A 12,361-nucleotide genomic window follows, 5' to 3' on the forward strand; every position below is an offset into this window, starting at 1 on the left:
CCGAGGCTAGCCCAACTCCGGCCACAGCCTCGCCACCAGCGGCTCCTGCGCGGCTTCCATGCGCTGGCGATCCGCATCTTCCTCATCTTCGTGGCCGGCGAGATGGAGCAAGCCGTGGACGATGTAACGGAATAGCTCCCGCAGCGGCGGCTCGCCGTTCTCCGCGGCTTGCTTGAAGGCCACCTCCACACCGATCACAATCTCGCCGTGGTGGAAGGTAATGACATCGGTCTCGCCTTCAATGCCCATGAATTGCTCGTGGACGCGGGCGCTGGTCTCGTTGTCCACCAGTGCGACCTCGATGCACTCGTGGTCGTGCAGGGGCGCGTCTTCGACCACGACGTGTTTGGCGAGGATCTCCGCCGCGGCGAGGGCCCCGCCACTTTCCAGGATCGTCAGCCAAGCTTCGGGGATCTCAGTACGTTCCTGGTTGTTGCCGACAATGATTTCCGGAGGCATGGGAATCTATCTTGGCTCGGGTTGAATCGAATCAATTGGCCGGGGACTGCCGTGGAGTCACCACGGGAGTCGCCGCAGGCTGGATCGGCGCAGTCTTGAGCGGCTGGGTCTTGGTCCCGCCGCCGTGGCGTCGCTCCAGATCAGAAGATGACTTGCGGCCGATGGTGCTGCGCTCGTCATCCTTCGGATAGTCGATGCGGGTGTGGAGCATGCTGCGCAGGGTAGCACAGAAGCTGTCCTTCACTGTCGCCAGATCGCGCAGGGTCAGCACGCAATCGGAAAGCTGGCCGTCGCAAACGCGGCCATCGACGAGGTCCTCCACCATTGAGCGGATCTTCGCCGGGGTAGGCTTGCGCAAGCTGCGCGAGGCGCTCTCCACCGCATCCGCCAAGCTCACGATGCCGCTCTCGCGGGTGCGCGGACGAGGGCCGGGATAGCGGAAGTTCTTCTCGTCGATCTTCGGCAGGTCTTCGGGGTTTTCGAGGCCCTTCTCCACCTTCTCAAGCTCCGCCTTCTTCTGCTCCTGCGCGCGGCGATGGAAGTAGCTCACCAGCGAGTCGCCATGATGCTCCTGGATCACGTCGATAACACGCGGGTTGAGCTTGTGCTTCACCGCGAGGTCCACGCCGTCCTTGACGTGTGCAATGATGATCAGCGCGCTCATCGTCGGCGTCAGGGTATCGTGGGGATTTTCCACGCCCTCGACCTGATTCTCGATGAAGTATTCCGGCTTGCTGAGCTTGCCGATGTCGTGGAAGTAGGCTGAGACGCGGCACATCGCGGCATTTGCGCCGACAGCCTCCGCGGCGGCCTCCGAAAGGGAGGCGACCACCAGGCTGTGGTGGAAGGTGCCGGGCGCTTCGAGTTGCAGGCGGCGCAGGAGCTTGTGATTCAGATCGCTCAGCTCGAGCCAGGAAATGTCAGTGGTGAGGTGGAAGGCGCCTTCCAGCACCGGCAGCATGCCGCTGACCAGCAGGGCAATCACGATGCCCACGCCGAGGGCTGCCAGCGAGCTGAGGCCGGCCTGCTTGAGCCCTTCGAACTTGTCGTTCATCTCTGGCATCAGGTCGATCCGCCCAAAGGCCACGCAGAGCAAGAGCGCGGCCAAGCCGGCATAGACACCGCCGCGCAAGAGCTGGACCCGCTTGCGAACGCGGTGGACGGCCTGCACCGCGACCAGACCACAGACCAAGCTGACCGCCATGTAGAGGGTAGCATCCCGCTCCGGCAGGACCAGCGAGCCGAGCAGCGCGGCATACATGGTCGAGAAAATCCCAATCCCCCGCCCCAGCAACACCGCATGAACCATGGGTGTCAGCGCGAATGGGATCAGCAGGAACTTCATCTGGCTGTCCGCCCCGGTCGGGTCGCCGACGAGGTGATCGACGATCACCGAGATCGCGCGGACCATGGCCATATGCCCGGCAAGGCCGGCGAGGATCAGCACCAGGCGGCCGTTGCGCAACGAGGCAGCCTCGTAATTCATCTGCAGGATGGCCACTCCCGTGACGGCCACCACCAGACCGAAGAGACCACCCATCATCGGGTTCTCCGCGAAGTAGGTGTGGTGCGCCACGCGCAGCACCATCACGCCGACCCAAACGACGAAAAATAAATAGAGGCAAAACCGCACCCACGGGCTGCGGTCGAGAGTCAGCGCCACCGGGTTCTCCGCGTGGACGCGACGCTTCCGGCCGGATGAAAGGCCGCGGCGTGCGAGACGCCAGCGTTTAAAAGCATCGATAAATCCCACGGTGAGGCAACTTGGTTGCTGAGACGGGTCCGGCGCTGAGCCACCGGCGGGGAGTTGGTTAGAAGATCGCACCCCTTTTAGCAATGCGCAAATACCCGAGGACGAGCTGATCAGCGGAGAATATCAATCTACGCAAACATCATGATTCCCAAAGCTTTAAGCAGACGTTCACCTTGACAACGAGCGACTTAGCCGCCAGCCGAGCTGCGATGCTTGTCATAGGCCTCAATGATGCGCCCGACCACCGGATGACGGACAACATCGCTCCCGCTGAAACGGACGAAATCGATGCCCTCTACGCCGCCCAAGGCGCGCTCTGCTTCAAACAATCCAGAGGGCACATTCGGCTTCAGGTCGATCTGGGAACCGTCTCCAGTAACCACCATCCGGGAGTCTTCGCCGAGTCGTGTCAGGGCCATGAACATCTGCTCGCGGGTGGTGTTTTGCGCCTCATCCAGAATGACAAAAGAGCGTGCGAGGGTGCGCCCGCGCATGAAGGCCAGCGGGGCGATTTCGATCGTGCCATCCGCCAAGTAGCGCTCACCCTCCTCATGACCGATCATGTCGTGGATCGCGTCGTAGAGCGGGCGCAGGTAGGGGGCGACCTTCTCGCGGAGGTCGCCGGGCAGGAAGCCGAGGGCCTCCCCCGCTTCCACCGCCGGGCGGGTCAGGACCACACGGCCGACGCGCTTGGCCTTGAGCATTGCCAGCGCCATGGCCATCGCCAGGTAGGTCTTGCCGGTGCCGGCAGGGCCCAAGCCGAAGACCACGTCGTTTTTCTCGATCGAGCGGACATATTCGAGCTGGCGGGGCGTCTTGGGCACCACGGGTTTGCGGCCCCGGAAGCCAAGCAGACGCACCTCCCCGAGTTCGGAGACCGAGCCGGCTCCCTCCCCCTCCGCGGCCATGTCCACGGCCATCCGGAAGTCCCGAGAGGCAATCTCTCCCCCTTGACGGCGAGCCTGTTCCAGATCCGCGAAGATCGCGGCGCTGCGCTTCACGCCCTCCTCCGGGCCGACGAAAATGATCCAGCCCTCGCGGGTGACCGCACGGACATTGAGCTTCTGCTCCAAGTACTTCAGTTCCCGGGCATCATTCGCAAACAGCGAATGCAAGAAAGGTGCTGTCTCATACTCCAGTTTGATCTCCGCCTCGGGGACACTCATCACCTACGATCTAACCGTTTCATGGCGGTGGGTCAAAGAGGGATGTGAGGATCGAGCGAAGCCAAGCGATCCTCCAGCCCCTGGGACCATAAATCACCCAACCCATTAATAATCAAATCAAAATGGACTTATCAGCCCTTGCAGACCGGTAGTCATGACAGCCCTTTTCCCTTGCTAATCCGGCAGGACTCATTTTTTCAGACGCACGCCACCGCCTGCGTCGCTCCGCCAAGGCGCGTCTTCAGCGATCCAACGAAATCCAGTGATCCCATGATCGAAGTCGAGAACTTGACTAAACACTTCGGAAGGAAAACCGCCGTTGATCACCTCTCCTTCTCCGTCCGGAAAGGCGAAGTGCTCGGTTTCCTCGGGCCCAACGGGGCCGGCAAATCCACCACCATGCGGATGGTCACCGGCTTCCTGCCGCCCACCTCGGGCGATGCCAAGCTCTGTGGCATCTCAGTGATCGACAATCCAGCCGAGGCCAAGGGCAAGGTCGGCTATCTGCCGGAATCCGCTCCGCTGTATAATGACATGACGGTGACAGGCTTCCTGAAGTTCTGCGCCGAGGTCCGTGGCCTGAAGGGTAACACCCTCAAGGACGCAATCGAGCGGGTGATCAACACCTGTTTCCTCAAAAGCGTGGCCTACCAATCGATCGACACGCTTTCCAAAGGTTACCGCCACCGCACCTGCTTGGCCCAAGCGCTCCTGCACGACCCTGAGGTCCTGATCCTGGACGAGCCGACCGACGGCCTCGACCCGAACCAGAAGCACGAGGTCCGGCAGCTGATCAAGCGCCTCGGCGAGACCAAGGCGATCCTGTTCTCCACCCACATCCTGGAAGAAGTGGAAGCAGCCTGCACCCGTGCAGTGATCGTGGACCGCGGCAAGATCGTGGTCGATGGCACGCCCGCCGAGCTGATCGCGAAGTCGGGGACCGGTTCGCTGACCGATCTATTCCGTCAGGTGACCACCCTGGATACTGCTGCCTAAAGCACCATCTCCCTTTCCCTAGCCATGAGTACTTGGACAATCTTCAAGCGGGAGCTGAGCAGCTACTTCAGCCACCCGATCGCCTACGCCGTCATCGTCATCTTCCTGCTGCTCTCGATGATCTTCGCCTTCACCTTCGGGGGCTTCATCGATAGCCGGGATGCTTCGCTGACCTACTCCTTCTTCTACTTCCTGCCACTGGTGCTTATGGTGCTGGTACCGGCGCTCGGCATGCGCCTGATCTCGGAAGAACTCCGCAGCGGCACCATCGAACTGCTCGGCACCATGCCGCTTTCGATGTGGAGCGTGATTTTCGGCAAGTTCCTGGCCGCGGCTGCAGTGTGGGTGGTCGCGATCCTGTTGACCTTCCCGATTTGGATCTCGGTCAACTGGTTCGGCGATCCGGACAACCTGACGATCATCTGCGGTTACATCTCCGCCTTCCTGGTAGCCTGCACCTTCCTGTCGATCACGCTGTTCGTCTCCGCCTTCACGCGGGACCAGGTGGTCTGCCTGATCATCTCCGCCTTCATCTGCATTGTGCTGACACTCGGCACCTTCGATGTCTTCACGCGGGTCTACGCCCGGGCCTTCAACCCGGAGGTTGCCAGCGCGATCTCGGCACTTGGCCCATGGGAACACTTCATGTCCCTCGCTCGCGGTGCCTTCCGCCTGCAGGATGCGGTGTGGTTCTTCTCCATTATCGCTGCCTCCTTGTTCGGCACCAGTGCCATCCTGTCCGCCAAGCGCGCCTAACCCCTCAACCATCGATTTGATCCTATGAGCACGGAAGCAAAGACCGTACACCCGATGGCCCGAGCGATCTTCGGCATCGCGGCACTCATCATCATCGTCGTCGCTGCCAATATCCTCGTGAACTCACTTGGTATCGGCCACAAGAACGCCGATTTCACCAAGGACAAGGTCCACAGCCTGTCGGATGGCACCAAGGCAATCCTGAAGGAACTCGGCGCCCCGGTGACCATCCGCTACTACGCGACGGAAAGTTCCGACTACCTGCCGGAGCAGATCAAGCTGCACATGCGGCGCGTCAGTGACCTGCTGGCGGAGTACCAGAACCTCTCCGGCGGCAAGCTGCGGATCGAGAAGCTCGACCCGACACCAGACTCGGATGCGGAAGATTCCGCAAACCTCGACGGCATCAGCGGCCAGCAGATCAACGACCAGAACCTCTACTTCGGCCTGGCGATCTCCTGCCTCGACAAGACCTCGGCGATTCCCTTCCTGAATCCACAGCAGGAGACGATGCTCGAATATGATCTTTCGCGCGCGATCTCGGAAGTGTCCCGCCCGAAAAAGCCGGTGATCGGCCTGATGTCCGCCCTGCCGGTGACCGGTGGAGCCGGCAACCCGATGATGGGGCAACGCGGCACGCCACCTTGGGTGATTGTCCAGCAGCTCAAGCAGTCCTACGAGGTCAAGGATCTCACCATGACGCCGGAGAAGATCGATTCCGATGTCGACCTCGTGCTGGTGATCCACCCGGCTGGCATCACACCGGAGGCGGAGTTCGCGCTCGACCAGTATGTGCTGCAGGGCGGCACGGTGGTCGCCTGCCTCGACCCCTACTCGGTCGTGGCCGAAAGCCAGGGCGGTGGCAACCCGATGATGGGTGGCGGCGGAGTCCCGAACTCATCCACCCTGCCGACCTTGCTACCAGCTTGGGGCATCTCCCTCAATACCCAGGTGATGGGTGACGGGGTCTACGGCCTGCCGAACTACGGCCCGCTGCTGCCACAATTCCCGGCTGATGCGATGCCGCAGAAGGACGACATCATCACGAAGAACCTCAAGGAAGTGGTCTTCTACTTGCCGGGCGGTTTCACCAAGACCGGCAGCGCCGGTGTGGCGGTGACCACCCTGATCAAGTCCTCTAACAAGGCAGCCTTCATCACACCGACTCCCGCGGAAGCACAGCGGCCGAGCAAGGCGGTGGCCTCCAAGCTGAAGCCAACCGGCCAGACCTACGACGCGGTCCTGCACCTCGCGGGCAACTTCAAGTCCGCCTTCCCCAAGGGCAAACCGGGCACGGAAGAAGCCAAGGACGAGGACAAAAAGGACGGCGAAGCCAAGAAGGACGAGAAGAAGCCCGAGGAGCCGCATCTGGTGGAAGCCACCAAGGCCGGCAACGTGTTCCTGATCTCCGACGTGGACGCCTTCTTCGATGCGATCGCCTTCCAAGTGCAGCGCCTCGGCAACATGCAGATCGCCCAGCCGCAAAACGGCAACTCGGTGCTGCTCTTCAACATCGTCGACCAAGCGGCGTCCTCGCCACACCTCATCGGTTCGCGCAGCCGCGCGGCCGTGGCTAGGCCTTTCGTGAAGTTCGACGAGATGGAGCAAGCCGCCGAGGAGAAGTCCGGCATCGAGGAGAAGAAACTCGATGAGGAAGCTTCTGAAGCTGAGAAGAAGATCATGGAGATCCAGTCCCAGCGCACCAGCAATGACGGCCGCTACACTCCCGAGCAGAAGTCAGCCATCGCCGAATTCACCAAGAAGAAGGTCGAATCCGAACGCAAGAAGCGCGATCTGCAGAAGGATCTGCGCCGCGCCAAGGACCGCGTCGCCGGCAACGTCACCCTTCTGAATGTCGCTGCCATGCCGCTGTTGGTAATCCTGGCAGGCATCGGCATGCTGGTAAAACGCCGCAGCTCCACCCGCGCCCGCTAAACCCCTCACCGCAATTCACTTCACTCATCTCCAGCCATGAACAAACGCCAAGTCGTTGTCCTCTGGATCATCGCCCTGCTGCTCGGGGGTGCCGCTTATCTATCATGGACCGGCAAGTCGAAAACCTTCGACAGCCACACCAAACGCGGCCGCGGGCAAACCCTGGTCGACGGTTTCCCCGCGGATCAGGTCGCCAAGATCGAAATCTCCGGGGTCAAAGATAGCACCACCCTGCAACGCAAGGACGGCAAGTGGACCGTGGGCAACCGCGACGCTTATCCGGCCAAGCCGAACGAGGTGAACGAATTCATCGATACCCTCGCCGACGTGAAGGTAACTCAAGGCATCGATGCCGAGTCCTCTTTCTTCCCCCGTTTCGGCATGGACCCGAACGGCAAGGAAGACAAGGACCACGGCATCGAGGTCGTGATGTCGAACGAGGCTGGCACCGAACTCGGCCGCTTCACCTTCGGCAAGAGCCTTGAGTCCCAAGAAGGCAGCGATCCAATGAGCGCCATGATGGGCGGAGGTGGTTCCACCGGCCGCTACGTGCGCAATCACTCGGACTCCTCCGGTGTCTATGCCACCAAGGAGCTCTTCCCGACGCTCACCGGCGACCCGAAGAGCTGGCTGGACCCTAAGTTCGTCCAGCTTGAGAAGATCAAGGACATCACCGTCAGCGCGCCCGGCAAGCCGGAGGAAGTCGCATGGAAGGTGACCCGTGCGGATGAGAGCGCCGAGTTCACGCTGGAAGGCGCGAAGGAAGGCGAGGCGATCGACACCACGATCGCTGGTACGCTCAAGACGCTCTTCAACTACGCCCACTTCGAGGACGTGGTGAGCGCCGACACCGCCGCCAAGGATGGCAATGCCGCCGACAAGCGCACCGTGAAGATCGATACCGTCGAAGGCTTCCACTACACCATCACCGCCATGGCGCCGAACGCGCCGAAGGCCGAGGGTAAGGAAGGCGAAACTGCAACGCCGCCGGCCAGCGACGATACCATGTTCGTGACCGTGGATGTCACCGCTGACATCGCCGCCGAGCGGAAGAAGGAGGAGAAGGAGTCCCCGGAAGACGTCAAGGCCAAGGACGCAGCCTTCACCGAGCGCAAAGGCGCTCTGGAGAAGAAGCTGGCCGCGGAGAAGGCGCTGGCCGGCCGGGTCTACAAGATCAACCGCTCCGCGATCGATCCCCTGCTGAAGACCCGCGCGGATCTGGTCAAGAAACCGGAGGCTCCGGCCGCCGGTGCTCCGCAAGCGGGCGGCCTGCCGCCAGGCTTCAATCCGGCTGCCATGCAGGGCCTACAGGGTGGTGCCATGCCTGGCCGTGGTGCCGCACCGGCACCGCGTCCTGCCCGCCGTCCGGTCGAAGCGGTGACCCCGCCGATCGCGATCCCGCCGATGGAGGAACGCAAGCCTGCCGAGGCTCCGAAGCCGGAGGAGGCAAAGCCTGCCGAAGCTCCGAAGCCGGAAGAGGCAAAGCCTGCCGAGACTCCCAAGCCGGAGGAAGCAAAGCCTGCCGAGGCTCCCAAGCCGGAGGAAGCAAAGCCTGCCGAGGCTCCCAAGCCGGAAGAGGCAAAGCCCGCTGAGGCGCCGAAGCCAGAGGAAGCCCCCCCGGCAGAGCAGCCGAAGCAAGAAGGCCAGTAAGTCAGTTTCAAGAAGGGCGGTCGCGAGACCGCCCTTTCTTTTTTACATGGCCTCCCTGCTTACCTTCACTGGCACCGCTTGGCTTGGACGTCGGGCGAAGTAGCCGCCCATCACCGGCAAGCTGCGAGGATCCGCAGCATAGCCACCTTGCTGTCCAGCCTATCGTATTAAGAAGCCCTTGCCTTTATCCTAGCTCCAGATCATCGGGGAGTATCGCTCATGCATCTCTACACCGGCGTCGTCTTGCATCTGACGGAAGCGGAGGCCTTCGTGCATACTTACTGGGCGCGGCCGTCTGACGTCGGCGCAGCTGTGGAGCAGATTCTCGACGCGGCCCGCGCCAATGGCGTGAAGAATCCCCGGCTGCTGTCTCTCGATCTCTTCGATATCGACGATCTACCCACGGATGTGATTCCCTCGCCGCAAGCGAATACCTTCTGGAGCGAAGAAAAGCACTACTTTGATCCGGAACCAGTCTTTGCGATTCCCTACGGGGTGATCGCCACTCACGACGAAGGCGAACATGACATCGACGAAATCGCACCGGGCTTCACGCGATCCGCGGATGAAGACGGAATGATCGTCTTGGAAGTGAACGTCGAAGGACCCCATCTCGCTGCCATCTATGGTGAACTTCTCAAGGTCCATTCCCGCTACGAGGTCTTCTGGTATCGGCTCCACGACTTTTGGGAAGACGCCACCACACAGCTCTTGGTGAGTGATTTGCTGGACACGCCCGAGGCCATCCTTGCCCATCTCGCGGATCACGAACACGACTCGCTGCAAAATGGCTACGTGACTCTCACCGCCTATCTGGAGGAGGGAAGAACCAACCTCAACCTCACGGAACACAAGCAGATCACCATCTACACCTACTCCGAGGACCTTGCGAAGCGCTACGCTGAAGCCTTGAACGGCCTGGGCTATCCGGAAATGGACGAGCTCGTTTCCTTTGAATTTGGCATCTATCACTGGCACTTCCGCCATCCCGACTCGCGGACGAGGAGCCAACTGATCGAGCATTTGAAGGAAGCCGGTTTCAGGGACTGGGACCCAAACAGCGGCGATCAGGAGTAGCCCGGGAGAATCTCACTGTGGAAGCTCATCTGAGATTCCCGCACTTGCACCCCGGCCGACTTGCCCCTAATTCCCCGGCGTGACCTACGACTTCGACGTCCCCATCGTCCGCAAGGGAACCGGCTGCATCAAGTTCGACCGGCGGCCGGAGCTCGATCCTTTCTGGGTGGCGGACATGGATTTCGCCTCCGCACCCGAAATCATCGAGGCACTGCACTCGCGGGTGAACCACGGGGTCTTCGGCTATGCCCAGGCACATGCCGGATTGAACGAGGCGATCGACCTTTACCTTGCCAAGCAGCGCGGCGTGACGGTGCCCGGTGAACAGGTGGTCCACCTCGGCGGCTTGGTCCCTGCCCTTTCGCTCGCGGGCCGTGCCTTCTGCAAGGATGGCGAGGCGCTGATGACCTGCACCCCGGTCTATCCGCCCTTCATCGGCGTGCACCATGACGGCGCGGCCAAGCTGATCACCGTCGATCACGTCGAGGTCGATGGCCGCTATACCTTCGACTGGGAAGCGATGGAGCGGGCGGTCACGCCGCAGACCAAGGTCTTCCTCCTCTGCAACCCTCAGAACCCGCTCGGCCGCGTCTTCACACGCGAGGAAGTGGAGGAACTCGCCCGCTTCTGCGTGAAGCACGACCTGATTCTGGTGTCCGACGAGATTCATTGCGATCTGGTCCTCGATCCCCAGAAGACACCGCACTTCTCCGCGCTGGAGCTTGCGCCCGAGCTGCGCGAGAAGACGATCACCCTGCTCTCACCCAGCAAGACCTGGAACATTGCCGGCCTCGGATACGCCTTCGCCGTAATCCCGGACGACAGCATCCGCCGCAAGTTCACAGCCCAGCGCGGGCACACGCTTTCGGAGATCAATGCGCTCTCCTACTACGCGGCCGAGGCCGCCTACCGCGATGGTGAGGAGTGGCGCCATCAACTGCTCGCCTACCTGCGTGGCAACCGGGCGCTGCTCGATTCCTTCATCGCCGAACGCATGCCCAGCCTGCAGGTCGTTCCGGGCGAGGCCACCTATCTGGCGTGGATTGATGCCCGTGGCATGGGCGTGGACAACCCCGCCCAGCACTTCGAGAAGAAGGCCGGGCTCTTCCTCTCTGACGGTGCCTTCTTCGGCTGGCCCGGCTGGATCCGCTTCAACTTCGGCTGCACCCGGGCGCGGATGCTGGAGGGGCTGGATAAGATGGCGCGGGCGCTGTCGTAGGGAGCGGGCCTTGAGAAGATGGAATTACGCGCAACGTAATTTCGCTTGCCGTAATCTTTTCCCGGACTAGCTTGGTTCGGTGATCGAAAGCTTTGGCGATGCCGACACCGAGAGCATCTACAAGGGCTTCCGGGTACGCTCACTCCCGGGTGACATCCAAGAACGGGCCCGGCGCAAACTCCGAATGATCAACCAAGCTCGAATCATCCAAGATTTGCAGATTCCTCCCGGGAACCGACTGGAGCAACTAAGAGGTGACTTGGAAGGCTACTGGAGCATCCGCATCAATCAACAATGGCGGATCATCTTCCGATGGCAAGATGGCCGAAAAGACGGCGTTACGATTGTCGATTACCACTGATTCCGATGGCCTCTCCGAAGCTACTTCCAATGATCCACCCCGGTGAAATCCTTCTTGAGGAGTTCATCAAGCCGATGGAGTTGAGTCTTGCCGCCGTCTCCCGCGCCACCGGCATTCCTCCTTCGCGGCTTACCGAAATCACCAAATGCCGGCGCAGTATCACGGCAGAGTCCGCCCTACGCTTGGCCAAATTCTTCGGAACATCTGCGGCTTTCTGGGTAGGACTCCAAGCCGAACACGATCTTGAAGAGGCTCAAAGAGCTCTGGGCGCCGCTATCGAGCGAGAGGTCAAAGCCCTGCATGGCAGTGCTAAATAGACATCTCCAGTCTCGGCCATCCGCTTGAATCAGCGCTGCCGGGCAAGCTGCAGAAGTTCATTTTCGGCACGTTCTTTCAGCGAACCCGACGGGAACAGGGCGACCCATGCCGAAGCCCCTTCCCTATCGCGGGAGCCCCACTGATAGAGCACGGACATCACCGCTTCGGTCTGGATCATTCCTGCGGGAATTTCTTCCAGCACCAGGCGCGCCGCGTTCTCCGGCTCGGTAGCCGCGAGGACAATGGCGAGTCGGCCGCACATCTGCTCGCGTTGCTGTCCAGCGGGTCGGGCCAAAGTCCAAGCTGCCGCGGCGGCATAATCCTGCCCGGCCCATTGCTGGACCAGGTTCTCCAAGAGCACGCCGGAAGTTTCGCCGAGCTGGTGGCGCTCGAACTTGCGCACGCCTTCGCCCGCATCCGTCAGCGCGATCTGGGAGCAAACATTGCCCAGCGCGGACGCGCGCTCGGCTTCATCAGAGAAGCTGGAAGCCCAGCGTTCCGCTCGCACCGGGTCGCGGGCAGCAAGCAGTTGGGCGAAGCGCCGGAGAGCCTCATCGCGAGCAACCCCGGCTGGAAAGGATTCCACGAAACGCGTCGCGGCATCGGCATCGAGTGGCAGCAAGCTCGCCAGCAATCCGGAAAGAGCTTCCCGATCGAAATTCTCGCCAGCG

12 protein-coding genes are annotated in these 12,361 nt (G+C 61.6%); 8 read left to right on the forward strand and 4 right to left on the reverse strand.

The window, feature by feature from the left end; genetic code table 11:
* Positions 1–6 precede the first annotated feature (6 nt).
* From ybeY to BV071_RS09040, 3 genes are all read right to left on the reverse strand, one after another.
* On the reverse strand, positions 7–459 hold the full coding sequence (gene ybeY / locus BV071_RS32725) for an rRNA maturation RNase YbeY (RefSeq protein WP_052573084.1): 453 nt from the start codon (positions 457–459) through the stop codon (positions 7–9).
* Positions 460–490: 31 nt separating this feature from the next.
* Positions 491–2,212: an HDIG domain-containing metalloprotein gene (locus BV071_RS09035; RefSeq protein WP_265594247.1), complete on the reverse strand. Its 1,722-nt coding sequence runs from the start codon at positions 2,210–2,212 to the stop codon at positions 491–493.
* Between the two features lie 188 nt (positions 2,213–2,400).
* Positions 2,401–3,378, reverse strand: a complete 978-nt coding sequence (locus BV071_RS09040; protein WP_035605209.1) for a PhoH family protein — start codon at positions 3,376–3,378, stop codon at positions 2,401–2,403.
* Positions 3,379–3,648: 270 nt separating this feature from the next.
* On the opposite strand from BV071_RS09040, the gene BV071_RS09045 reads away from it, so the two are divergent.
* The 8 genes from BV071_RS09045 (at position 3,649) to BV071_RS09080 (ending at position 11,689) form a co-directional block, all read left to right on the forward strand.
* Complete coding sequence (locus BV071_RS09045; protein ID WP_035605211.1) at positions 3,649–4,374, forward strand: ATP-binding cassette domain-containing protein; 726 nt, start codon at positions 3,649–3,651, stop codon at positions 4,372–4,374.
* Between the two features lie 24 nt (positions 4,375–4,398).
* On the forward strand, positions 4,399–5,130 hold the full coding sequence (locus tag BV071_RS09050) for an ABC transporter permease (RefSeq protein WP_035605214.1): 732 nt from the start codon (positions 4,399–4,401) through the stop codon (positions 5,128–5,130).
* 24 nt (positions 5,131–5,154) lie between these two features.
* Positions 5,155–7,065, forward strand: coding sequence for a Gldg family protein (locus BV071_RS09055; protein ID WP_035605217.1), 1,911 nt, complete (start codon positions 5,155–5,157; stop codon positions 7,063–7,065).
* Positions 7,066–7,101: 36 nt separating this feature from the next.
* Entirely contained in the window at positions 7,102–8,715 is a 1,614-nt protein-coding gene (locus tag BV071_RS32730; protein ID WP_052573085.1) for a DUF4340 domain-containing protein, read from the forward strand.
* A 219-nt stretch (positions 8,716–8,934) separates the two neighbouring features.
* Positions 8,935–9,792: a hypothetical protein gene (locus BV071_RS09065; protein ID WP_035605218.1), complete on the forward strand. Its 858-nt coding sequence runs from the start codon at positions 8,935–8,937 to the stop codon at positions 9,790–9,792.
* Positions 9,793–9,871: 79 nt separating this feature from the next.
* On the forward strand, positions 9,872–11,011 hold the full coding sequence (locus BV071_RS09070; RefSeq protein ID WP_035605220.1) for a PatB family C-S lyase: 1,140 nt from the start codon (positions 9,872–9,874) through the stop codon (positions 11,009–11,011).
* A 79-nt stretch (positions 11,012–11,090) separates the two neighbouring features.
* A complete protein-coding gene (locus BV071_RS09075) occupies positions 11,091–11,372 on the forward strand; it encodes a type II toxin-antitoxin system RelE/ParE family toxin (protein ID WP_035605222.1) in 282 nt (93 codons plus the stop codon).
* 29 nt (positions 11,373–11,401) lie between these two features.
* Positions 11,402–11,689: a HigA family addiction module antitoxin gene (locus BV071_RS09080; RefSeq protein ID WP_265594248.1), complete on the forward strand. Its 288-nt coding sequence runs from the start codon at positions 11,402–11,404 to the stop codon at positions 11,687–11,689.
* A gap of 29 nt (positions 11,690–11,718) precedes the next feature.
* Here the strand turns inward: BV071_RS09080 and BV071_RS34720 are convergent, their stop codons facing one another.
* The gene (locus BV071_RS34720; RefSeq protein WP_035605228.1) at positions 11,719–12,324 is read right to left on the reverse strand and encodes a hypothetical protein; all 606 of its coding nucleotides are present in this window, start codon (positions 12,322–12,324) and stop codon (positions 11,719–11,721) included.
* Between the last annotated feature and the right edge of the window lie 37 nt (positions 12,325–12,361).

The sequence above is a fragment of the Haloferula sp. BvORR071 genome (genome assembly GCF_000739615.1).
In the GTDB taxonomy this organism is placed as follows: Bacteria; Verrucomicrobiota; Verrucomicrobiia; order Verrucomicrobiales; family Akkermansiaceae; genus Haloferula.